Genomic DNA, 22,050 nt, shown 5'->3' with positions numbered 1-22,050 from the left:
AATGAAAAGCCGTTTCTTTCTAAGGAGTAGACGGCACATTTCTCGTTTTGTTTCATTCCATATAAAAAACGCCGACAAAATCAAATGATTTCATCGGCATTCTTTCGTTTCATCAAAATGATATAGAATTATTAGACCTAGTGTTCCATTTGACGGGCTAGGAAGCCAGCTGCTGTTTCTGCCGCTTTATGTTCCACTTCCCCCATTGAACGCTCTTTAGAAAATAAGACGACGGCGCCAATCGGATCTCCGTTTGCAACAATAGGTGCAATGGTATAAGCAGATACGTCATCATCAATACCATCGACAAGTTGAATTTCTTTTTTGCTTTCTTCTAATACAGAATTGCGCTGGTCCATTGTTCGTTCAAGTAAATCACTGATGGATTTGTTTAAGTACTCTTTTTTCGAACTGCCGGATACAGCAATATACGTATCTCGATCACAAATCAGGATGGAATGACCCAAACTGTCGAATAATGCATCAGCATATTCCTTCGCAAAGTCTCCTAGCTCACTAATCGGCGAATACTTCTTCAAAATGACTTCTCCATCGCGGTCGACGAAAATCTCAAGCGGATCTCCTTCCCGGATGCGCAATGTTCTGCGAATCTCCTTCGGAATAACCACTCTACCTAGATCATCGATGCGGCGTACAATTCCAGTTGCTTTCATTCACTGCTGCCTCTCTTTCGTTTGATGATGTGTTGGGTGAATGGAGCAAAAGCGTCCACTTTATGCAACATTCACCACTTGACCCTGAGATTAGTATCCGTCACATCAACCGTAATATACACGAGAGACAAACAAATTTTTATGAAGATGGAATGGTTTCTTTTTTCACATCTTGAAGACCCCGAAGCATATTCAGAACGATTTCAAGCCATTCCCCTGTCTTCTTGCCTTTCGTTTGGACAGAAATAATTAGCTTGCTGCCTTCCATTCCTAAGCCAATATCACGGCCATATTTACTGCCGAGGGCAAATAATTTTTGACCGTCGATTTCACTGCTTGCTTGCTCTTCAAGGGTGAGCCTGACAATGCCTTTCTCCATCTTGATCAGTTCGACACGTTCCTGCACTGCGTATACTTTCATCGTCGCAATCGTGAACAAGTCCGCCACTTCTTGCGGATATTCACCGAATCGGTCGATCATCTCATCTTGAAGCTCTTTTCGCTCTTCAATTGATCCAATCGCTCTGAACTGTTTATACATCTCGATCTTTTGCTTCCCATCCGAAATGTAAGTGTCCGGGATGTAAGCATCGATTTGCAGATCGATTTCCGGTTCGAATTTATCTTGAGCCGTTGTATCGCCTCTTCTTTCCTCAATGGCTTCTTTCAGCATTTGAGAATAGAGGTCGAATCCAACAGAATCAATGAATCCATGCTGCTGTGCACCAAGTAAATTTCCTGCTCCTCGAATCGTTAAATCACGCATCGCAATTTTAAATCCTGATCCGAGCTCTGTGAATTCTTTAATAGCTTGAAGTCTCTTCTCTGCTACTTCAGAAAGAACTTTATCTTTTCGATACGTGAAATAAGCATATGCGACCCGATTCGAGCGTCCTACTCGTCCTCTTAGCTGGTACAGCTGAGAAAGCCCCATTTTATCCGCATCGTGGACGATGAGCGTGTTCACATTTGGAATGTCGACTCCCGTTTCAATGATGGTGGTACTGACCAATACATCTGATTCACCTTCAAGGAAATTGATCATCACTGATTCCAGCTCGTTCTCACTCATTTTCCCATGTGCATAGCTGACTTTCGCATCTGGAACTAACATAGAGATTTCATCTGCTTTTCGTTCAATATCCTCGACACGGTTGTACAAGAAGTACACTTGACCACCGCGTGCTAGTTCTCGCTCAATCGCTTCTCTGACTAAAGCGCCATTGTACTCGACCACATAGGTTTGAACAGGGAAACGGTTTTCAGGCGGTGTTTCAATAACCGATAAATCCCGTACGCCAAGCATAGACATATGCAGCGTACGCGGAATTGGCGTAGCCGTTAATGTCAGTACATCGATATTGGCTTTCATCTGTTTAATTTTCTCTTTATGGGTCACACCAAAACGCTGCTCTTCATCAATAATCAACAAACCTAAGTCTTTATAGACAATATCTTTAGAAAGCAAACGGTGTGTACCAATAACCATATCAATCGTTCCATTTTTCAACCCTTTTAGCGTTTCGGTTGTTTCTTTTCTTGTACGGAAACGGCTCAGCTGAGCAATTTTGACCGGATAGTCTTGGAATCGGTCCATAATCGTGTCAAAATGCTGCTGCGCTAAGATGGTTGTTGGCACGAGTAGAGCAACTTGCTTCCCGTCAGCAATCGCTTTGAAGGCGGCTCGAATCGCCACTTCTGTTTTTCCGTATCCCACATCTCCACAAAGCAGGCGGTCCATTGGACGCTCCCGCTCCATGTCTTGTTTGATTTCATGAATCGAACGGATTTGATCATCTGTTTCCTGGTAAGGGAACGCTGATTCAAACTGGTGCTGCATCTCATGATCAGGCGAGAAGGCATACCCTTTGCTTGCCTCACGCTCTGCGTACAGCTTAATGAGATCATCTGCGATGTCCTGTACAGAGGACTCTACTTTTTTCTTCACACGTTTCCAATCGCTGCCGCCTAGTTTGTACAGCTTTGGTTCTTTACCTTCTGATCCAACATATTTCTGTACCTGATCAATTTGTTCAACCGGTACATAAAGCTTGTCGCTTCCTTGATAATGAATATTTAAATAATCTTTATGAATGCCGCCGATTTCAAGCGTTTCAATTCCTAAATACTTACCGATCCCGTGGTTAATGTGCACCACGTAATCGCCGACTTGAAGCTCTGAATAGCTCTTAATTCGCTCTGCATTGGTCAGCTTTTGCTTACGCGCCTGCTTCTTCACACGTTTCTTGAAGAGCTCGCCTTCTGTGATCACGGCAATTTTCGATAACGGCAGTTCAAAGCCTGTTTGCAGCTCACCTTGTAAAATATACACCTGCCCGCTTACAAGCTCTGCGTCCGGCTTGGCAAGAGCGGCTTCAATGTCATAATCATGTAAGACAGAAGACAGTTTGTCTGTCCGCTCTTCATCCGCACCTAAGAAGACAACTGTATATTGTTGTTTTTTGTAGCGTTCAATTTCACTTGCAAGCACATTCATCTGACCGTGGAAATTCTGCATTTGCTTACTAGATACATTGACGATATTTTGCGGATTTGTCTGCTGGACATGTCTCAGGAACAAGGAGTAGTACAGAATCGACCGCGATTGCTGATTGATCAGTTGTTGGAACGGGAAAGAAAGGGATAAATCATGAAGAATATTGCCTTCTTCAAGCAGGCTAATTGTCCAATCGGCTTCTTCCTGCTCAAGCTGTTCTTCCATCTCCTGAATCCTGCTAATTTCATCTAAAATAATAATCGTATCCTGTGAAGTGTAATCTAGCAAACTAGCAGGTTTTTCATAGAAATAGGACAGGTACTTCGTCATTTCCTGTGTCACGATACCTTCTAGCAGCTTCTCTCGATCAGCAGAAATATGTTGATGCAACAATTCTTTTTGCTGGTCCGAGTTGAATTTCTTTAAGCTCTTCGCAAGTCCTTGATCAAGCTGTTCAATGGCTCTCACTCGTTCAGGCCCTCTCACAATCAGCTCTTTTGCGGGACCGATTTTAATTTCTTGAAGTGTTTCTAATGAACGCTGTGTATCCGAGTGGAACGTTCGAATTGAGTCTACTTCTGTATCAAACAGCTCAATACGAATTGGATGATCTTCCGTTAACGAATAAATATCAATGATTCCTCCGCGCACACTAAAATCTCCGGGCGCAGCAACCATTGACGTCCGGTCATAACCGATTTGTACAAGCTGTTTTGAAAACGCCTCCAAATCAATTTCTTCACCAAGCTTTAAATGGATCTGACTCTCCTTCCAGAGCTCAACTGGCGGAAGCATTCGACGCACCGCAGCAGCCGGGGTGACGATAATGGGGTTTTCTCCATTCGCCAGCCGGTTCAGAACATCTAGACGCTGTGCTCTGAGCTCAGGGCTTGCAACGGCAATTTCTGAAGCAATGAGTTCATTCACAGGATAAAGAAGGACCGAGCGATCTGACATCACACTGGCAAGATCATCTGTTACCTTCTGCGCTTGATACAAGTTGTGAGTCACAATAAACATTGGCCGCTTAAGTTCGTCTGATATAGCGGCTGTAAATAAAGATCTGACGGAGCCTGATAGTCCGGCGAGCAGCTGTTCTTTTAACCCTTCCTTTAGCCCATTAAAAATGGACTGAAAATCATCACTTTGTTTGATAAATGATTGTATATTTTTCATTTGGCTCCTCCTCCCTGCTTGTTTAAAACAGAAAAACGCTTTGGTCTATTATCTACACCAAAGCTTTTTATTGAATAAAGGTATGATACTGATGGTAATCAGGATTTCTTTCGAGCGCCTCTTGGCAATCCTCACAAATGGTTTGTACATGTAAATCACCATTTTCCCTATAAGAAATCATATCGTTTCTTTCCTCATTTGTTAAGTGATGAAATCCAAGTGCTTCACTTTGAACAGCGGATTCATCTAGACTGCCAACCTTTACACCACAGTGCCGGCAGTAATAATGCAAAGCCATACGTGATCCTCCCATGCTGAGATTTTATGATCAGTATGTGCTTTGCTTATCATTCTTATACCTTTTTGTTAAAATCATTCATCACTTCTAAAAATGGCTTAGTTAAAGCCGCCTCACAAGCTTCAACAGACGCCTGAATGGCTGATGCAATGTCAGGCTGCTCCTCTTCTGAAAAGCGTCCTAGCACGTAATCGACGACTTTCATGCCATTTTGAGGGCGTCCAATGCCAATACGGAATCGATCAAACTCAGGTGACCCTAAATGCTGAATCAACGATTTGATTCCATTATGCCCGCCAGCACTTCCTTTTGTACGCAAACGAATCCGGCCAGTTGGCAAATCAAGATCATCATAGATGACTTTCAAATGTTCAAGAGGAATATCATAGTAATCCATTAGCGGACGCACGCATTCTCCTGATAAGTTCATATATGTAAGCGGCTTTACAAGTAGAACCTTTTGCCCTGAAACAAACCCTGTTCCAAACAGTCCATTGAATTTTGATTGATTTAAAGGGATGTCCCATTTTTTCGATAATTCATCTATTGTCATAAACCCGACATTATGTCTTGTTTTTTCATATTCTTTTCCTGGATTACCTAATCCAATGAATGCAAGCATGAAACCAATAACCTCCTTTGTCACAAAGCACACGCCTAAAAAATGAGCCAATAGGATTGCCTCATGTAAAACGTATGAATTCTTTTCATTCTAGCACAAAAGACGCAACCGCGGGAGGGTTACGTCTCTAAATGACCAGTTATTCTCCATCGTTATCCTTTTCTTTAATGGCCTCAGGTTCTTTTGGTTCCTCTGCGCTATCTGGTTCAGGAACCTCTGATTGCTGAGGCGGTAAAATGGATGCCACGACTTCTTCTGGATCGTTATTCACTTGATATGATGACTGAACAGACAAATCAGCGACTGTTAGGACATCATTCACTTCTAAGTTTGTAATATCTGCTTCTATATGCTGAGGGATATCTTTTGGTTTCGCTGTAATGGATAGTTCAAATAGTGGCTGCTGAAGCACACCGCCATCTTTAACTCCTTTAGATTCGCCAATCAGTTGAACAGGTACATCCGCTTCAATTTCACGCTGTAAATCGACCACTTGGAAATCTGCATGGACAAGCTCATTTTTCAGCGGGTCTGTTTGTAATTCTGTGACCATCACAGATTTTGTTTCACCATTTACGTCTAGTGTGATGATTGTATTCTTCCCTTCATCACGTAAGGTCTTTAATAAATCGATGCTGTCTAGTGAAACAGCCAGGTTGTCTGTATTTTTTCCGTATATGACACCAGGAACGTGTCCTGAATGACGGATTTTTTGCAGTGTGGAACGTTTGAAATCAGTTCTTTTATTTGCTTTTAAAGTTGCCATATTCAGCACCATCCTATTTCATTTTTGTCACTACTCTCATAATTACCCATAACCGAATCATTTTAAACCTATTTACTGTGAATGATAGCAAAAAGACCCCAAGCGGATGCCTAGGGCCTTTTTTAATCAGAAAATTAGCTGAAAAGGTAGCTCACAGATTCTTCTTCATGTACACGGATGATGGCTTCTGCAAGCAAAGGCCCAACTGAAAGTGGAATGAATTTTCCAACTTTCTTGTCATCTGTTAAGTGAATACTGTTTGTCACAACTAATTCTTTAATTTTAGAATTTGTGATACGTTCTACTGCTGGTCCAGACAATACTGGGTGAGTACAGCAAGCATAGACTTCAGCCGCTCCATTTTCCACAAGTGCATTTGCAGCAAGTGTAATGGTACCAGCTGTATCAATGATATCATCGATGAGAATCGCCGTTTTGCCTTCAATGTTACCAATGATGTTCATCACTTCAGCAACGTTTGGCTTTGGACGACGTTTGTCGATAATTGCGATTGGCGCTTTCAGGCGATCTGCCATTTTACGCGCACGTGTTACACCACCGTGGTCAGGAGACACAACGACGATATCATTCAAGTTTTTCTGTTCGAAATAGTTTGTTAAGATTGGCACAGCCATTAAGTTATCGATTGGAATATCAAAGAAACCTTGGATTTGCGGCGCATGAAGATCAAGTGCAATGACACGTGTAGCACCCGCTGTTTCAAGTAAGTTCGCAAAAAGCTTCGCAGTGATCGGCTCACGAGGTTTTGCCTTACGATCTTGACGTGCATATCCGTAATAAGGGATCACAATATTGACCGTTTTCGCAGAAGCGCGTTTTAGTGCATCTACCATAATGAGCAGCTCCATAATGTGCTCATTCACTGGCGCACTAGTGGATTGAATGACATAACAATCACAGCCGCGGATACTTTCTTCAATATTGATTTGGACTTCACCGTCACTAAAGCGTTTAACAGAGCTCTTTCCTACATCAACTCCGATACGATCGGCAATTTCTTTCGCAAGTTCAGGGTTTGAATTCAAAGAGAATATCTTTAAATTCGCATCAGCATAACGATTAGACATGGTAAACCTCCGGGTATTTGGATTATTTTTTATGAATATTTTTCACATAATCTTCTTTATTGACTTGTCTTGCTCTAGCAATAGACAATGCATCCTGCGGTACATCTTCTGTAACCGTTGAACCAGCTGCAACATATGCCCCTTTTCCGACAGTGACTGGTGCCACGAGATTAGAATTACAGCCAATAAAAGCGCCATCTTCAATCTTCGTTAAGAATTTGTTCTTCCCATCATAGTTGACTGTAATAGATCCACAGCCAAGGTTTACATCAGTTCCGACCTCTGCATCTCCAATATAGCTTAGATGAGATGCTTTGCTGCGGTCACCGAAAACCGTTTTCTTGATTTCGACAAAATTCCCGATCTTCACTTCATCGCCAATTTTTGACAACGGGCGAATATGAGCAAACGGCCCAATTGTCACATCGACTCCAACCTCACTATCGCAGACGACAGATTGCTTAATCACTGTGCGGTCTCCGATGATGCTGTCAACAATTTCAGTGTTTGGCCCAATAGTGGCGTCTGCACCGATTTTCACATTCCCTTTGATGACCGTCCCAGGATAAATCATTGTATCTTCACCGATCACTGCATCAGGTGAAATATACGTGTTCTCAGGATCAATCAAGGTCACACCATTCTTCATATGCTGATGATTAATACGTCGCTTCATGAATTGCTCTGCTTGTGATAGAGCGATACGATCATTGACTCCAAGTGTTTCTTCAAAATGCGGTGTTTGATATGCTGCAACCGTTTGTCCTTCATTCTTTAAAATTTCAATGACATCTGGCAAATAGTATTCGCCCTGTGCATTTTCATTCGACACTTGCTCAATCACACGGAAGAGATCTTCATTTGAAAAACAATAAGTCCCTGTATTAATTTCATTCACTTGACGTTCCGCATCATTCGCATCTTTATGCTCCACAATTTTCACGACAGCACCGGTTTCGTCACGAATAATACGACCATAACCTGTCGGGTCATCCGCATGTGCTGTTAAAATAGTGACTTTCGCTTGATGTTTTTGATGCTCGCTCAACATAGCTTCCATTGTTTCCGCTGTCAATAATGGCGTATCACCACAAATGACAATGGTTGTTCCCTTTTCCTGCGCAAGGAACGACTTTGCTTGCTTGACGGCATGTGCTGTTCCCAGCTGTTCTTCTTGAAGTGCATACTCACTTCTGTCTCCAAGCTGCTCTTTGACGTTCTCTGCTCCATGACCGACAATCGTCACTAGCTTGGCTAAAGAAAGCTTTAACGCTTCATCTGCCACATGCTCGACCATTGGCTTTCCGCAAACTGGATGAAGTACTTTGTATAGCTTTGACTTCATTCTCGTTCCTTTTCCCGCTGCTAAAATCACTGCGAACCGCTTATCCATTGATTGGCCTCCAATATCCCTATTATCCATAGAAAAATATATCCTAAATAAGGACTGATTTCAAGGATACATGAGGAAGTACAATATTTTTCTAACGGATGAAACATATAAGACACATGAGGAAAAACGCAAAAAAGACAGCATTTAAAAGAAAACATCCATTTTCTCTTAAAGCTGCCTTTTTAGGTTAACGTATCATTAAGAAGCTCCAGCTTCTTCATATTCAATTGTCTCTTCCTCTTCGCCTAAGCGATGATATTCATTTAATACAGCATCTTGGATTTTTCCCCGAGTACCTGAATTAATTGGATGTGCAATGTCGCGAAACTCTCCATCAGGCGTGCGTTTGCTAGGCATTGCAACAAACAAGCCATTGTTTCCATCAATCACACGAATATCATGAACAACAAATTCGTGGTCCAGCGTGATGGATGCAATCGCCCTCATGCGACCATCGGTATTCACGCGGCGTAATCTTACGTCAGTAACTTCCACAGTAGTTCACCACCTTTTCCCAATATAAAAGCATTACTTAGGTATTCAACGATTGTGGTGATTCTCCTGCTCTTTTTTTAAACTTTTTTTGAAATATCGGGATATTTATACATTTTTTGTCATCTTAGTGACGACGCTTACATTCTCTGCGCGAAAAAAAGACATCATGATGATGTCTTTTCCTGCATATGATGAAACCAAACGGCTTTCGTTACGATTGCCTGTTTACTTTACTAATGCAATCACTTCAATTTCTACGAGTGCATCCTTAGGAAGTCTTGCCACTTCCACACAAGAACGAGCTGGCTTATGTGTATGGAAATACTCACCATACACTTCATTTACTTCTGCGAATTGTTCCATATCTTTGATAAAAACTGTTGCTTTCACGACTGTTTCAAAGGAAGCACCTGCTGCTTCAAGTACGGCCTTAAGATTACGGAACACTTGATGAGTTTGTTCTTTAATATCTCCATTTACAAAGTCTCCAGCTGCCGTTAATGGAATCTGCCCGGAGCTGTAAAACATGTTATTGACAATAATCCCTTGAGAGTAAGGTCCAATGGCTGCTGGTGCATGTTTGGTTTGAACAACTTTTGTCATATCAATCTCTCCCATTCAACTACATGTTTATCAATGCTTAAGCTTTCGAATGAAAAAACTCGTGGAAATTGCCTTCATTGATCTCAATGATCTTCTGCTTCATATCAATGGTTGAAAGCTTTAAAAGCGATACATACTCATCAACGAGACGTTCATCTACGCCTTCATCTTCTAAAAGAACACCGATCCCTGCAACATTTGCATTAAATTCCTCAAGCAAATTCACCATGCCGTTAATGGTTCCGCCAGCTTTCATAAAGTCATCAATGATCAGGACATTGGATCCTTTATCTAAGCTCCGCTTTGCAAGTGACATGGTTTGAATTCGATTAGACGAACCTGACGCGTAGTTAATACTTACAGTTGATCCCTCAGTTACTTTATTATCTTTTCTAACGATCACAACCGGCACATTTAAATAACCCGCAACAGAATAGGCAATAGGAATACCCTTTGTCGCAACAGTCATGACGACATCAATCGCACGATCTGCAAAGATGGTCGCAAATAGCTTACCGATTTTCGCAAGGATTGAAGGATTCCCTAAAACATCGGTTAAATATAAATAACCGCCAGGAAGTACACGTTCAGGAGTCGATAGAGCTTCTCCGATATCGTTTACCACGTCGTCTGCTTCTTTTAGGTGAATCTTTGGAATATATTTCACTCCGCCAGCAGCACCAGGTACAGTAAGCAACGTGCCTATTCCCTGCTGTTCGAAGGTCTGTTTGATAATCGTTAAGTCTTCACTAATGGAGGACTTCGCAGATTGATATCTTTCTGCAAAAAAAGTTAACGGTACTAGTACGTGCGGGTGGGCTAACAAATAATTTGTTAAGTCCACCAATCTGCCGCTTCGACGAAACTTCATGAACTTACCCCCAGAACCCGAATAATTTATGATAAATATAACTTAATATACGGATTTAATCAAGGGCATTTTGTTCGCCGATCATGCGGACAGCGTATACTTGATCACAAAACCCTCTCAGTCCGTTATATATTCTTTGTACCTTCGATTCATATTGAATCAAGCCAAATACTGTAGGGCCGCTTCCACTCATTAAAACAGCGTCAGCACCGAAACGCTTCATCTGTCTTTTGATCATATCTACTTCTGGATACATCTTTAATGTCACAGACTCTAGAACATTTCCGAGTGAGCCGCACATCTCTTTATAATCTTTCGCTTCAATCGCTTCAATCATACGCTTTACATTCGGGTGTTCTACTTTGCTTGCGTCATATTGTCTATAGACTTCAGCTGTAGATACCCCAATCACCGGCTTCGCTAAAATCACCCAGCAATGCGGCGGTGTTGCAATATGCTGCAGCTTTTCTCCACGTCCTGTCGCTAGTGCTGTGCCTCCGTGTACACAAAAGGACACATCTGAGCCGATCTCCGCTCCAAGCTCAGCTAGTTCATCTAACGTGAGGTTCAGCTTCCACAAACGATTTAAGCCGCGAAGTGCTGCTGCTGCATCACTGCTGCCTCCAGCTAACCCTGCTGCGACTGGAATTGTTTTTGTGATGACAATGGATACACCTTTTTGAATACCGAACCTTGTTTTAAGTAATTTAGCCGCCTGATAAGCCAAATTACGCTGATCATCTGGCACGAATCGATTATGAGATGATACACGGATTTCATCCTTGTCCAGCTCCGTCAGCTCAAGTCGATCTGCAAGGTCTATTGTTGTCATCACCATCTCCACTTCGTGATATCCATCCGGTCTTTTTCCATGAACATCAAGTGAGAGATTAATTTTCGCCGGTGCTTTTTCTAAAATACGCAAACATTTCACCTACTTCTCCATCTAAACATAAGTATCAATATTGTATCACATTTGATCGATCTGATGAATATAGGCTTTTACGCTGAGCACACTGACTTTTTCATCAAAAAAAGCCAGAGACACCCGAGGTATCCCTGACCGTTTTTCTATCGTTGATTCTCATCCTGAGCCATGTGCTGTTGAGCTAATTCAATGGCACGTTTGACCATATTACCTGCGTCACGCGCACGAATCTCTCCCCAGCCTCCATTTTTGACGGTATCATAAAATCCAAGATCCTTCGCCAGCTCGTATTTGAACTCATCTGACATAATGCCTCGGCGTCTACCCAAACGAAACAGCCCCTTTAGTCGAGAATTCGAATCAGTGCCACCGCTTGTGTGGCTTTCTTATTTTGTATCGAATCCTTTCTTTTACCCCTTTCAAAAAATGGACAGACTCCCATTCAGAAAAAAAGGCAAAACAAAAAGCAGTAAACAAAAAGTTCACTGCCCATTAATAGGCGACTGAGCTAGCGGTATCATCGAACGTTAATTCGACCGTCTCAGTCAGTATATCTGCATAACTATAAGAAACTCTTTCAAACGAATTCTCATCTTGATCTAATTGAATCACAAATACAGAAGGGTACGTTTCAGCTAAAATGCCCGAACGCTCAATTGTTTTACGGCGGCCCCCGTTAGCCTTTAACGTCAAACGTTTACCTAAGTTACCATCAAGCGATCTTTTGATGTCGGACAAAGTCTTCGCCATTGCATCCACCTCACTGAGATAATTATACAACAACGGCCCGTTTTTGTCAAATAAAAATTAAATTATATCAACGAACACGAGCCATTGTCAACAAAATAATTTTGACAAACTTCTACCTTTTCTCCTCCCTATTTTTCTCAATTTCCGGTGAATTATGTATCCTTTTGCAATTTCTTTTTGAACATAAAAAAAACCAGACTGAAATCAGTCGGGTTATGTCGATTCATGATCTCTTTTATATGGCATACCTACCCTTAGAACACCCTTCGTCTCGATGCCTCCGAGCCCTTTTTCTCTTGTTAATGTATTTCGGAGCACATCCCACACGTTGATTCGATCTACAAATGGAGTAAAGCTGATCTTCGCAACGATATAGACGGGGTCGAGCGCATGGATATTCACACGGGAAGGCGAGCTCGCAAAATTGGCACCTGCTTGGATCAATGATTCGAAATGAGATTGACAGGCACCAGCAAAGATCACAAGCTGATCTAAATGAGGGATTTTCCGTCTGGCTTTTTGAACCGTTTCAACGAAATGCCGAGAATGACGATATGCACTGATATCATGTACGCCGCCCTTTTGCTTGGAATACGCATCATGTCCTGTGATAACCAATATATCTGGCCGATATTGATCAATTAACGAGTCAATCATGCTTGGCATTTTCTTCTCATGGCAATGCACCCCATACACAGGTACACCAATTCGTTCATATACATCTAAGCATTTCTTTAAGTATGAAGCATCTCCATCTAAATGAAGGACCTTTCCAGGCATGTGAAAATACTGCTCCTGATGCTGATATTGTCCAGAAGTATAATACTCTTGTTTTTCCCGCAGCAGCTGATAATCCTGTCTTAGTAAATCGAGCGATTCATTGATTTTTCTTTCGTCATTTTTCTCTCTAGTCAGCTGTTCCTCTTTTTGAACCTTGACGAGATCTGACAACTTGGCATCAGCAATCAGCCTCACTTCATTCCCATGCAATATGGCGGTGGCTTCGTGCTGATCGGTCTCATCAATTCGAATAATTCGAAACAAAATATCCATTTGATAGGATGCCCTTGTCACCATATCTCCTATTTGAAATTGCATGCTTTTCACTCCACAATCAGGCTCATATCCTGTTGGTATCGTCTTGCGCTAAATATGTTCGTCTTTCATGGTGCTGTTCTTTCTAGCCTATGCCCGAACAAACGAAGTGGTGAAAAACAAAAGAAAAAAGCCCTTAAGACAGGGCTTTTTGTAAAACATTCGCCAAACGGGCAAATTCCTCAATGGATAATGACTCGCCGCGGCGCTTTCCATCAATGTCTGCTGTTTGAAGTGCTTCTTCAATGATCGCTTTATGTTGCTTTCCATCAGGTAAGTTGTTCATGAGATTATTCATCAATGTTTTTCGGCGCTGACCAAAGCTCGCACGGATCAATTGAAAGAAAAACTCATCATTTTCTACTGAGACAGCAGGCGTTTCACGAACGGTCAGCTTGATCACAGCCGAATCGACATTTGGCTGTGGAACGAAAACCGTTTTAGGCACAACCATCACCGTTTTCGCTTCCGTATAGTATTGAACTGCGATAGACAGCGAATTGTATTCCTTTGATGAAGGGACAGCGGCCATACGATCTGCTACTTCTTTTTGCAGCATGACTACAATCCCTTTCAATGGAAGGTTTTCTTCAAGCAGCTTCATAATAATCGGTGTCGTCACGTAATACGGAAGGTTGGCGACAACCATCACTTCTTTACAGTCAGCAAAGTTTTCCTCGATGACCTTTCCCACATCTGCCTTTAATACGTCTTGATGAATGATCGTAACATTATCATATGGAGAAAGTGTATCGTTTAAAATGGGCAATAACCGCTGATCGATTTCAAAAGCAGTGACTTTCTTTGCACGCTTAGCGAGCTGCTCGGTCAATGCACCGATACCAGGCCCAATCTCAATCACGCCGGTCTCATCCGTCACCTCTGCGTGATCGACAATACGATCGAGTATATTTGTATCAATTAAAAAGTTCTGCCCTAAGCTCTTTTTAAAAGAGAAACCGTATTTCTTCAGTATTTCCTTCGTTCTGATGGGTGTCGCTATATCTTTATTCATCGGCTTCCTCCTGCATGACGGTCTTTAAGGCCGCAATAAAATCATGTTTGGTTATTTGGAACATGTGAAGGCGCTTATGCAGCTGCTTCGCATTGGTATATCCTATATTTAATAGCACACCTAGTCGTTCTCTGCGGCGTTTCGATGATTCGCCTCCGATTAGGCCTGCGTCAAATAAGTCATCTAATGTAATGTCACTTTCCGTTACTTCCATTTCCTCATGGACATGGGCAAGGCATTCCCGAATACTGTCCAAGGAAGCATGCTCGACACCAATTCCTTTGTCCCGCTTCGCCTTCGCAAGATGTTTTGGCAAAAATGCGTGCTTACAGCCAGGAACCGCTTCTGCGATGGTTTTCCGGATCTTCTCCCCAGGGAAATCAGGATCAGTTAAAATAATGACCCCTCTCGTCTCCTGAGCAAGACGCACTTGTTGAATAACTGTATCGCCAATGGCTGATCCGTTTGTTTCGATCGTATCTGCATCAACTGCCATCTTCACTCTCGCAGTGTCGTCACGACCTTCCACCACAATGATTTCTTTGATTTTCATGTATTCCTCCGCTTGCAAAAACAATAAACAATTTTTGGTTAAAAAATGAAACCTTTCTTGCTGTTTTTGCGTCTAATTAATTAGAAAACAGTGCTTCTATTATAACCAAAAAAACAGAGGGTGCGCAAAGCCCTCTGTTCATATAAATGATTTGATGTGTTTATTTGAGTACTCTAATTTTCACTCGTTTATTTCCCCATTGATAAGCTGCCGACTTATTTGGGACGAACACATCAATTTTATTTCCTTTTATAGCAGATCCAGTGTCTGATGCAACGGCATATCCATAGCCTTCCACATACACTTTAGAGCCTAGCGGAATGACACTCGGATCAACTGCTATGACCTTTGCACCTGGATTTGATTTTAAATTATAGCCAGTTGACGTTCTGCCCGTACATCCAGCACAGCTCGCTGTATAGGCTGTCGACGCCACATAAAATTCTTTTCCTGACGATTCATTGCTTCTTGAAACGGCAGGTGTCGCTTTAGGCTCTTTTTGGGACTCTTGTGTACCAATGGCCACTAAACGATCCTTGCTATCTTTTTCAGTCACTTCTTTAATCAATTCTTTAGACACCACTTTGCCGTTTTCTTTCACAATGGCATAGTGCTTCTTCAATTTACCTTCTTCACCTTTTTTAAGCACCTTCTCTTTTCCTTTTTCAAGAGAACGATCCTTTTTATGTTTGGTATCAAAAGCAATTTTCTCTTCCACTACATCGGTGACTTTTTCCACCCGAGTGATCTGGATATCTGCGCTTTTATTAGAAATGTGACTATGTAACGCAGGTTTGATCTTATCGTGCTTCTTGAGCTTCAGCTCTTGTTGCTTTAAAAAGTCAGCGACCGTAGTCGAAGTGGTCCACACTTTTTTCTCTTTTCCTCCATCATTTACGCTGACCTGGAAGGCCTGCTGAACCACAAGATCCATATCCTTTTTAATCTTGTTATTCTTTCCTGGAGTTACTTGATCGTGCTTCCCAATATCTATCTTCTCATTCTTCAATAATGCTCCAACCGTCTGATCTGTTGTCCATATCGTTTTCTCTTTCCCATCTAGGGTCAGATGAACCGGTATAGCCGCATCATACACAATGTTCATGTTGTCTTCAATCTTTGTATTTAGACTTGGAGAGATATGATCCTCCGCCTTGGTCTTTATTCCAAGGTCTGAAAACAGCTGTGCTACTGTCTCTTCATGTGTACGAATTGTCTTCTCTTTACCATTGATTGAAATGGTAATAGACTGCTTAGTGAGCTCATGCGCACCGTAAGCCGTCCCAGTTCCAGCTAAAAGCAAGCAAACAACTAGTAATAAAACCTTGCCTTTTCCTAGCTTAACAGAAAACAGATTTTTCATTTTTTGTACGATGAAAAACGCCTCCTTCTCCTCGGAGAGATTATATAGAGTATCTCAAAACCTGTCAACCCTTCCACCCACTGTACAAAAATGCTCGATTGTAACCCTATTATGGGAGATTAATGGAAGGAAGGGAAGAAAGACTTATCGACAACTTATCCTATGAAGAGGCGTAAACGTGTAGAACATTTTCGTTATGTTTCACAAATGGACAAGCTTAAACAAGGATTGACATCATATACTGTCAGTTTATACCGAAAACTTTTTTCGCATTTTTTGTGGTCAATTCAGCAAGCTCTTCAAAGCTTATTTCTCGTAACTCCGCAATTTGTTCTGCGATATATTTCACATAACTTGGCTCGTTGCGTTTTCCTCTAAATGGCGCTGGTGTTAAGTATGGGCAGTCTGTTTCAATCAAAAGTCGGTCACTTGGTATGTCTTTGACAACTTCCTTCGGTTTTTTGGCATTTTTAAATGTCACGGGTCCACCGAATGAAATATAAAAGTTCATATCCATACACGCTTTTGCGATTTCTAGGCTGCCAGTAAAGCAATGCATAATCCCTCCAACTTCAGCCGCTCCCTCTTCCTTTAAGATCGTCACGACATCTTCCGTTGCGTCACGATTATGAATAATGATCGGAAGATTCACTTCCTTCGCAAGAGCAATTTGACGTCTAAAGACTTCTTTTTGCACATCTTTTGGCGACTTGTCCCAATAGTAATCGAGACCCATTTCTCCAATTGCAACGACTTTTTCATGTTGAGATAATTCTTTGATCCACAGCAAATCTTCATCTGTCATATCGATGGCGTCGACTGGGTGCCAGCCAATGGCTGCATAGATGAAATCATACTCTTCAATTAATTCCATTGCTCTCGTAATTGTCGGGCGGTCAAACCCTACCACTACGATTTTTTCGACTTTTTCACTCTTCGCTCTTTCGATCACCTGTTCTAAGTCTTCATTATATTGTTCCGCATTTAAGTGGGCATGTGTATCAAATAACATCGTTGATTGCTCCTTTCGACAATTCTTCTAAAAAACAAAAGGTGTTCGACGAAATGTTACACGTGGAACACCTTTGTTGATTTATAAAATTTTTGTTCCATTTGCTAGAGATTGATCCACTTCAAGAACCTGCAATTTCCCGCTAGTTTCTCCAGTTAAAATCATTCCCTGGGAAATTTCCCCTCTGAGTTTAACTGGTGTGAGATTTGCTACACAGACGAGCTTCTTCCCTACTAATTCCTCAGGTTGATAATGCTTGGCTATCCCCGAAACAATTTGTCTCTTTTCAAATCCAAAATCAAGCTGCAGCTTTAAGAGACGATCTGCTTTTTTCACTGGGGCTGCTTCCAGTACCTGTGCGACTCGAAGATCAACTTTTGAGAAATCATCAAAAGCAATTTCTTCTCCTAGCTCAGGTAATTCTGTTTCTTCTATTTCTACTTTCTCTTCTTCTACCTTTGGTGCACTTCCCTGCATTTTCTCTTTAATATATGCTACTTCTTCTTCAACCTCTAAACGCGGGAACAAAGGCTCGCCTTTTTGTACCGTCGCTTGTTGAATCGCACCGAAAGATAGAATGCTATCCCAGCTTTTAAGTTTCTCTTCTTCAATGCCAAGCTGGAAGAAAATTTTCTCAGGTGTTTTCGTTAGGAAAGGCGTTAAGAGCACTGCTGTGATGCGGAGTGATTCTGCTAAATGATACATGACAGAATGCAGCTCTTTTCGTTTTGTTTCATCCTTTGCCAGCACCCAAGGAGCTGTCTGGTCAATATATTTATTGGTTCTGCTGATTAATGTCCAAACATTTGAAAGAGCCACAGAGAATTCAAGGTTTTCCATCGCTTCTTCATAGGCTTTGACTGTTTGCTCAGCTACTGCTTTAAGCTCCTCATCAAACTCATTAACTGGACCCTTATAGCTGCTTAATGTACCGTCAAAATATTTTTGAACCATCGCAACTGTACGGTTAAGCAAGTTGCCTAAGTCATTGGCAAGGTCATAGTTTACACGTTCCACGAACCCTTCTGGTGTAAACACACCATCCGCACCAAATGGTACTTCACGAAGGAGGTAATAACGAAGGGCATCAAGACCGTAGCGATCTATTAATGTGACCGGATCTACTACGTTCCCTTTTGATTTAGACATCTTACCATCTTTCATCAACAGCCAACCGTGTGCGAAAATTTGTTTCGGCAGCTGCAGATCGAGTGCCATCAGCATAATTGGCCAATAAATCGTATGAAAACGAACAATTTCTTTCCCTACGAGGTGCACGTTGGCAGGCCAATATTTTTTATATTTTTCATCCTGATCAGTTCCGTAACCAATCGCAGTTAAATAGTTGAACAACGCATCAATCCATACATAGATGACGTGCTTTGGATTGTTTGGAACTTTAATTCCCCAGTCAAAGGTTGTTCTTGATACAGCTAGATCCTCTAAACCTGGTTTGATGAAGTTATTGATCATTTCATTCTTTCTTGATTCAGGCTGAATGAACGTTGGATTCTTTTCGTAATAGTCTAGTAAACGATCCGCATACTTACTCATACGGAAGAAATATGATTCCTCTTTAATTAATTCGACAGGATGTCCGCTGTCAGGGCTTTTCCCGCCAGTGACTTCTCCTTTTTCATTCCGCTCAACATCCACAAGCTGTGTTTCCGTATAGAATGTCTCATCAGGAATACTGTACCAGCCTTCATATTGGTCTAAATAAATATCGCCTTGATCAAGCAGCTTTTGAAATACTTGCTCAATGATTTTCGTATGTCTTTTTTCTGTTGTACGGATGAAATCATCATTGGAAATGTCGAGTTTCTTCCATAGTGATTGAATGTCTGCTACGACAGGATCTAAATATTCGATCGGTGTGATGTTTTGTTCTTCAGCTTTTTGCTGAATTTTTTGTCCGTGCTCATCTGTACCCGTTAAATACATCACATCATAGCCTTGAAGACGTTTATAACGAGCCATAGCATCCCCTGCTACTGTCGTATAAGCATGTCCAATATGTAATTTTCCGCTCGGATAGTAAATAGGTGTTGTCAGATAGAACGTTTTTTTCTTTTCCGGCATGTTGGAACCTCCTGCGTGTGTGTAAATGTCAAAAACTCCCGCCCAATGGACGAGAGCGGTTATCATCATTACATGAAAATGTGTTAGATCCATTTATTAAATTTTGCACTTGTGCTTTCTCTATGATACCATCTTAGCCTTTAAGATCAAGCATATATACATAGAACAAGATGAAATGATCGAAAAAGATGAGTTTTTCGAAAAAAACGACAAACCTGTCGACATTTTGTCGAATATTGTCGTATGAAATCTATCTCCAGATTTACAATTGGCTAATTTAGGGCAAAAGTCTTGTTAATCTGAACTCGTCATTTCTCATATTTTCATAGAAAAAAGCCGCAAAATCCTTATAAATCAGTAGTTTCAAGGTCTTTTGACTTTAAGAGTCATATTTTACAAACAATAGTAAACAAAATGATTGACGATTTATGGAAACCTTGTTATGCTATGAATGTAAGGAATTTGTCGAATAATGACGAAGATAATATTATATTAAGAATAAGAACTCTTTGGGAGGAGAATGAAGATGAAATCTACAGGTATTGTACGTAAAGTTGACGAATTAGGGCGCGTGGTGATTCCAATCGAACTTCGCCGTACTCTAGGAATCGCTGAAAAAGACGCTTTGGAAATTTATGTTGATGATGAAAAAATTATCCTAAAAAAATATAAACCAAACATGACTTGCCAAGTTACAGGTGAAGTATCAGACGATAACCTTAAACTTGCTAATGGTAAATTAGTTCTTAGCCGTGAAGGTGCAGAGCAAATCATTAACGAAATTCAAAACCAACTTCAATCACAAAAATAAGTTTGATATAAAGAAAGGTTCTTGCACCGTTTGCAAGAACCTTTCTTTATTGTTCAATATGATAGGCATCGTATATGGTGCGCTTTGGTACACCGCGTTCGACGGCTGTATGTTTAATGGCTTCCTTCGACGTTAATCCTTCCCCTATGTAATGGATTACGTGTTCCTTTTCAGATAAGGACTTCCACCAGACATCTTCATTTAGCTCTTCTTCATCTTGATCGTTACCTTGTACGACTAGACAGAATTCACCTCGGATTTGATTCTCTACCGCCCATATCAGCACAGACTCTAAATCTCCACGAATAAACTCTTCAAATTTTTTCGTTAGTTCTCTCGTAATGGCGATATTCCGGTTGCCCCACACTTCCTTCATCAAAGTCAGCGTTTCTTTTAACCGATGAGGCGCTTCATAGAAAATGATTGTTTCTTGACGCTTCTTCAAAGCTTCGAGCTGTTTTTTCTTTTCCTTTTTTTGTCGGTCAAGAAATCCATAAAAGAAAAATGGCTGCGGCGTGATCCCTGAGGCAATGAGTGCTGTAAGTGCAGCATTTGCTCCAGGTAACGGAACGACATAACCGCCGATATTCGTAAAGTCACGGACCACTTCAGCACCTGGATCAGAGATCGTCGGTAAACCAGCATCGCTCACGAGTGCGATGTTTTTTCCTTCTTTTAACCATTCGATCAACTTGTGGCCGCTACTGTCTTTGTTATGCTCATGATAACTCGTTAATGGCGTATCAATTTCATAGACATGACAAAGTTTTTTCGTTTGTCTTGTATCCTCTGCGGCAATATAGTCTACATCTTTTAATGTTTGTATGGCTCGAAACGTCATATCTTCTAAATTGCCAATTGGGGTTGGGACGAGATATAGAATGCCCATATCTGATTGACCATCAAAGCTTTTCTGTGTTTTCATGTGCCGCCTCCTTTTCAATACGCATTTCTTCTATATAAAGATCCTTCTTTTTCCGTGTCCACGTTTTGAAACGATATTCTTGCTGCATGGCTTCTCTTTTGGTTGCAAAACATTCATGATAATACAGCTCAACTGGCCGTCTTGCTCTTGTATACTTTGCTCCCTTTCCACTATTGTGGGTCGTCAGTCTTTTTTGTAAATCATTTGTATAACCTGCATATAGGCTGCCGTCTGCACATTTCAATACATAGAAATAATGATTATGCTTCTCCATACAGTATCGTCCTGATTTCCTCAGTATACTCTTGATCATCTCCATAAACAAAAAGAGGCGGGAGAATTTTCAGGTCTGGTTTTCCATCTTTTATCCCCTCTACTAAGATGGTATTGGCTTCCTTACCCTGTTTTGGATAAACAAATTGAATTCGTTTTGGCTCAATTCGGTACTTCTTCATCAATTCCACAATCTCAAGCAGCCGTCCCGGCCGATGAACCATCGCCAGTTTCCCTCCTTGCTTCAGCAGCGTGGAAGAAACGCGAATGACATCTTCTAATGTACAATGAATTTCATGCCGAGCAATGGCCAAGTATTCATTCTCATTGATTTCTTCTTTAGAAGGTGTCTTAAAATATGGTGGATTACATGTGATGACATCTACTTTGTGATTGCCGTAGCGTGCTGGCATATCATTCAGATCGCCATGAATCAGTTCTATCTGCTTTTCAAGTTGATTATACGCCACACTTCTTTTTGCCATATCAAACAGCCGCTCTTGAATTTCGACCCCAGTAATGGAAGCCTTAGATCGAGTCGAAAGCAGCAATGGCACAATGCCATTTCCCGTGCAAAGATCAATGATCTCTCCTTTTTGGATGGGCACATACGCAAATTTTGCTAATAACACTGCGTCCAATGAAAAGGCGAAAACCGTTTTACTTTGAATAATTTTCATATCTTCGGCGAGCAAATAATCTAATCGTTCATCTTCTCTTAACGAAACCATGATGTATCCTTTCTTTTCCTGTGAAAAAG

Annotated in this window: 23 protein-coding genes; 1 reads left to right on the top strand and 22 read right to left on the bottom strand. The window is 41.3% G+C overall.

Translation table 11 applies throughout. The annotated features are described in order from the left end of the window. Positions 1-137 precede the first annotated feature (137 nt). The 19 genes from spoVT to metG form a co-directional block, all read right to left on the bottom strand. On the bottom strand, positions 138-674 hold the full coding sequence (gene spoVT / locus MHH41_RS00350; RefSeq protein ID WP_003217990.1) for a stage V sporulation protein T: 537 nt from the start codon (positions 672-674) through the stop codon (positions 138-140). A gap of 139 nt (positions 675-813) precedes the next feature. Then, entirely contained in the window at positions 814-4,347 is a 3,534-nt protein-coding gene (gene mfd / locus MHH41_RS00345) for a transcription-repair coupling factor (protein ID WP_327840484.1), read from the bottom strand. Between the two features lie 67 nt (positions 4,348-4,414). Then, positions 4,415-4,645 (bottom strand): anti-sigma-F factor Fin family protein, encoded by a 231-nt coding sequence (locus tag MHH41_RS00340; protein ID WP_003217967.1) that lies wholly within the window; start codon positions 4,643-4,645, stop codon positions 4,415-4,417. 55 nt (positions 4,646-4,700) lie between these two features. After that, the gene (pth, locus tag MHH41_RS00335) at positions 4,701-5,267 is read right to left on the bottom strand and encodes an aminoacyl-tRNA hydrolase (protein WP_003217909.1); all 567 of its coding nucleotides are present in this window, start codon (positions 5,265-5,267) and stop codon (positions 4,701-4,703) included. A 139-nt stretch (positions 5,268-5,406) separates the two neighbouring features. Then, complete coding sequence (locus MHH41_RS00330) at positions 5,407-6,033, bottom strand: 50S ribosomal protein L25/general stress protein Ctc (protein WP_003217956.1); 627 nt, start codon at positions 6,031-6,033, stop codon at positions 5,407-5,409. A 134-nt stretch (positions 6,034-6,167) separates the two neighbouring features. Beyond that, positions 6,168-7,121, bottom strand: a complete 954-nt coding sequence (locus tag MHH41_RS00325) for a ribose-phosphate diphosphokinase (RefSeq protein ID WP_003217907.1) — start codon at positions 7,119-7,121, stop codon at positions 6,168-6,170. A 22-nt stretch (positions 7,122-7,143) separates the two neighbouring features. Next, positions 7,144-8,514 carry a bifunctional UDP-N-acetylglucosamine diphosphorylase/glucosamine-1-phosphate N-acetyltransferase GlmU gene (glmU, locus tag MHH41_RS00320; RefSeq protein ID WP_003217924.1) on the bottom strand — a complete coding sequence of 457 codons (1,371 nt, stop codon included), beginning with the start codon at positions 8,512-8,514 and terminating at the stop codon, positions 7,144-7,146. A gap of 198 nt (positions 8,515-8,712) precedes the next feature. After that, the gene (gene spoVG, locus MHH41_RS00315; RefSeq protein ID WP_034324487.1) at positions 8,713-9,009 is read right to left on the bottom strand and encodes a septation regulator SpoVG; all 297 of its coding nucleotides are present in this window, start codon (positions 9,007-9,009) and stop codon (positions 8,713-8,715) included. A gap of 225 nt (positions 9,010-9,234) precedes the next feature. Continuing rightward, the gene (gene ridA, locus MHH41_RS00310; RefSeq protein ID WP_003217959.1) at positions 9,235-9,612 is read right to left on the bottom strand and encodes a 2-iminobutanoate/2-iminopropanoate deaminase; all 378 of its coding nucleotides are present in this window, start codon (positions 9,610-9,612) and stop codon (positions 9,235-9,237) included. Positions 9,613-9,649: 37 nt separating this feature from the next. Further along, on the bottom strand, positions 9,650-10,483 hold the full coding sequence (gene purR / locus MHH41_RS00305) for a pur operon repressor (RefSeq protein WP_003217919.1): 834 nt from the start codon (positions 10,481-10,483) through the stop codon (positions 9,650-9,652). A 55-nt stretch (positions 10,484-10,538) separates the two neighbouring features. Next, positions 10,539-11,408, bottom strand: a complete 870-nt coding sequence (gene ispE / locus MHH41_RS00300) for a 4-(cytidine 5'-diphospho)-2-C-methyl-D-erythritol kinase (RefSeq protein ID WP_034620899.1) — start codon at positions 11,406-11,408, stop codon at positions 10,539-10,541. A 146-nt stretch (positions 11,409-11,554) separates the two neighbouring features. Next, positions 11,555-11,740 (bottom strand): small, acid-soluble spore protein, alpha/beta type, encoded by a 186-nt coding sequence (locus MHH41_RS00295; RefSeq protein ID WP_012008653.1) that lies wholly within the window; start codon positions 11,738-11,740, stop codon positions 11,555-11,557. A 163-nt stretch (positions 11,741-11,903) separates the two neighbouring features. Beyond that, entirely contained in the window at positions 11,904-12,161 is a 258-nt protein-coding gene (gene veg / locus MHH41_RS00290; RefSeq protein WP_003217979.1) for a biofilm formation stimulator Veg, read from the bottom strand. Between the two features lie 213 nt (positions 12,162-12,374). Next, entirely contained in the window at positions 12,375-13,259 is an 885-nt protein-coding gene (gene yabG, locus MHH41_RS00285) for a sporulation peptidase YabG (protein WP_034620903.1), read from the bottom strand. A gap of 133 nt (positions 13,260-13,392) precedes the next feature. After that, on the bottom strand, positions 13,393-14,271 hold the full coding sequence (gene rsmA / locus MHH41_RS00280; RefSeq protein ID WP_251191533.1) for a 16S rRNA (adenine(1518)-N(6)/adenine(1519)-N(6))-dimethyltransferase RsmA: 879 nt from the start codon (positions 14,269-14,271) through the stop codon (positions 13,393-13,395). Then, entirely contained in the window at positions 14,264-14,824 is a 561-nt protein-coding gene (gene rnmV, locus MHH41_RS00275) for a ribonuclease M5 (protein WP_012008650.1), read from the bottom strand. Before rnmV ends, rsmA begins: the two co-directional genes overlap by 8 nt. A gap of 160 nt (positions 14,825-14,984) precedes the next feature. Continuing rightward, positions 14,985-16,187, bottom strand: a complete 1,203-nt coding sequence (locus MHH41_RS00270) for a G5 and 3D domain-containing protein (protein ID WP_106030286.1) — start codon at positions 16,185-16,187, stop codon at positions 14,985-14,987. A 244-nt stretch (positions 16,188-16,431) separates the two neighbouring features. Continuing rightward, positions 16,432-17,199, bottom strand: a complete 768-nt coding sequence (locus MHH41_RS00265) for a TatD family hydrolase (RefSeq protein WP_050945797.1) — start codon at positions 17,197-17,199, stop codon at positions 16,432-16,434. A gap of 81 nt (positions 17,200-17,280) precedes the next feature. Continuing rightward, complete coding sequence (gene metG, locus MHH41_RS00260; RefSeq protein WP_340865328.1) at positions 17,281-19,281, bottom strand: methionine--tRNA ligase; 2,001 nt, start codon at positions 19,279-19,281, stop codon at positions 17,281-17,283. Positions 19,282-19,801: 520 nt separating this feature from the next. On the opposite strand from metG, the gene MHH41_RS00255 reads away from it, so the two are divergent. Continuing rightward, a complete protein-coding gene (locus MHH41_RS00255) occupies positions 19,802-20,092 on the top strand; it encodes an AbrB/MazE/SpoVT family DNA-binding domain-containing protein (RefSeq protein ID WP_087975202.1) in 291 nt (96 codons plus the stop codon). Between the two features lie 46 nt (positions 20,093-20,138). On the opposite strand, the gene rsmI is transcribed toward MHH41_RS00255, so the two are convergent. Genes rsmI through MHH41_RS00240 form a run of 3 tightly spaced genes read right to left on the bottom strand, consistent with a single transcriptional unit; the run spans position 20,139 to position 22,021 of the window. Further along, positions 20,139-21,017, bottom strand: a complete 879-nt coding sequence (rsmI, locus tag MHH41_RS00250; protein WP_284907845.1) for a 16S rRNA (cytidine(1402)-2'-O)-methyltransferase — start codon at positions 21,015-21,017, stop codon at positions 20,139-20,141. Next, positions 20,995-21,291, bottom strand: a complete 297-nt coding sequence (locus tag MHH41_RS00245; RefSeq protein ID WP_003217970.1) for a GIY-YIG nuclease family protein — start codon at positions 21,289-21,291, stop codon at positions 20,995-20,997. The genes rsmI and MHH41_RS00245 overlap by 23 nt, the downstream gene beginning before the upstream one ends. Next, the gene (locus tag MHH41_RS00240; RefSeq protein ID WP_044140390.1) at positions 21,278-22,021 is read right to left on the bottom strand and encodes a tRNA1(Val) (adenine(37)-N6)-methyltransferase; all 744 of its coding nucleotides are present in this window, start codon (positions 22,019-22,021) and stop codon (positions 21,278-21,280) included. The genes MHH41_RS00245 and MHH41_RS00240 overlap by 14 nt, the downstream gene beginning before the upstream one ends. Positions 22,022-22,050 lie beyond the last annotated feature (29 nt).

Source organism: Bacillus sp. FSL K6-1145, from assembly GCF_038003425.1.
Classification (GTDB): domain Bacteria; phylum Bacillota; class Bacilli; order Bacillales; family Bacillaceae; genus Bacillus; species Bacillus pumilus.
Note: the sequence above shows the minus strand (reverse complement) of the source record. Positions and strands in the feature narration are given on the sequence as shown.

Excerpts from the sequence above, each read along its gene's own strand:
- spoVT (WP_003217990.1), bottom strand. The coding sequence starts at position 674 with ATGAAAGCAACTGGAATTGTACGCCGCATCGATGATCTAGGTAGAGTG.
- mfd (WP_327840484.1), bottom strand. The coding sequence starts at position 4,347 with ATGAAAAATATACAATCATTTATCAAACAAAGTGATGATTTTCAGTCC.
- MHH41_RS00340 (WP_003217967.1), bottom strand. The coding sequence starts at position 4,645 with ATGGCTTTGCATTATTACTGCCGGCACTGTGGTGTAAAGGTTGGCAGT.
- pth (WP_003217909.1), bottom strand. The coding sequence starts at position 5,267 with ATGCTTGCATTCATTGGATTAGGTAATCCAGGAAAAGAATATGAAAAA.
- MHH41_RS00330 (WP_003217956.1), bottom strand. The coding sequence starts at position 6,033 with ATGGCAACTTTAAAAGCAAATAAAAGAACTGATTTCAAACGTTCCACA.
- MHH41_RS00325 (WP_003217907.1), bottom strand. The coding sequence starts at position 7,121 with ATGTCTAATCGTTATGCTGATGCGAATTTAAAGATATTCTCTTTGAAT.
- glmU (WP_003217924.1), bottom strand. The coding sequence starts at position 8,514 with ATGGATAAGCGGTTCGCAGTGATTTTAGCAGCGGGAAAAGGAACGAGA.
- ridA (WP_003217959.1), bottom strand. The coding sequence starts at position 9,612 with ATGACAAAAGTTGTTCAAACCAAACATGCACCAGCAGCCATTGGACCT.
- purR (WP_003217919.1), bottom strand. The coding sequence starts at position 10,483 with ATGAAGTTTCGTCGAAGCGGCAGATTGGTGGACTTAACAAATTATTTG.
- veg (WP_003217979.1), bottom strand. The coding sequence starts at position 12,161 with ATGGCGAAGACTTTGTCCGACATCAAAAGATCGCTTGATGGTAACTTA.
- yabG (WP_034620903.1), bottom strand. The coding sequence starts at position 13,259 with ATGCAATTTCAAATAGGAGATATGGTGACAAGGGCATCCTATCAAATG.
- rsmA (WP_251191533.1), bottom strand. The coding sequence starts at position 14,271 with ATGAATAAAGATATAGCGACACCCATCAGAACGAAGGAAATACTGAAG.
- rnmV (WP_012008650.1), bottom strand. The coding sequence starts at position 14,824 with ATGAAAATCAAAGAAATCATTGTGGTGGAAGGTCGTGACGACACTGCG.
- MHH41_RS00270 (WP_106030286.1), bottom strand. The coding sequence starts at position 16,187 with ATGAAAAATCTGTTTTCTGTTAAGCTAGGAAAAGGCAAGGTTTTATTA.
- MHH41_RS00265 (WP_050945797.1), bottom strand. The coding sequence starts at position 17,199 with ATGTTATTTGATACACATGCCCACTTAAATGCGGAACAATATAATGAA.
- metG (WP_340865328.1), bottom strand. The coding sequence starts at position 19,281 with ATGCCGGAAAAGAAAAAAACGTTCTATCTGACAACACCTATTTACTAT.
- MHH41_RS00255 (WP_087975202.1), top strand. The coding sequence starts at position 19,802 with ATGAAGATGAAATCTACAGGTATTGTACGTAAAGTTGACGAATTAGGG.
- rsmI (WP_284907845.1), bottom strand. The coding sequence starts at position 21,017 with ATGAAAACACAGAAAAGCTTTGATGGTCAATCAGATATGGGCATTCTA.
- MHH41_RS00245 (WP_003217970.1), bottom strand. The coding sequence starts at position 21,291 with ATGGAGAAGCATAATCATTATTTCTATGTATTGAAATGTGCAGACGGC.
- MHH41_RS00240 (WP_044140390.1), bottom strand. The coding sequence starts at position 22,021 with ATGGTTTCGTTAAGAGAAGATGAACGATTAGATTATTTGCTCGCCGAA.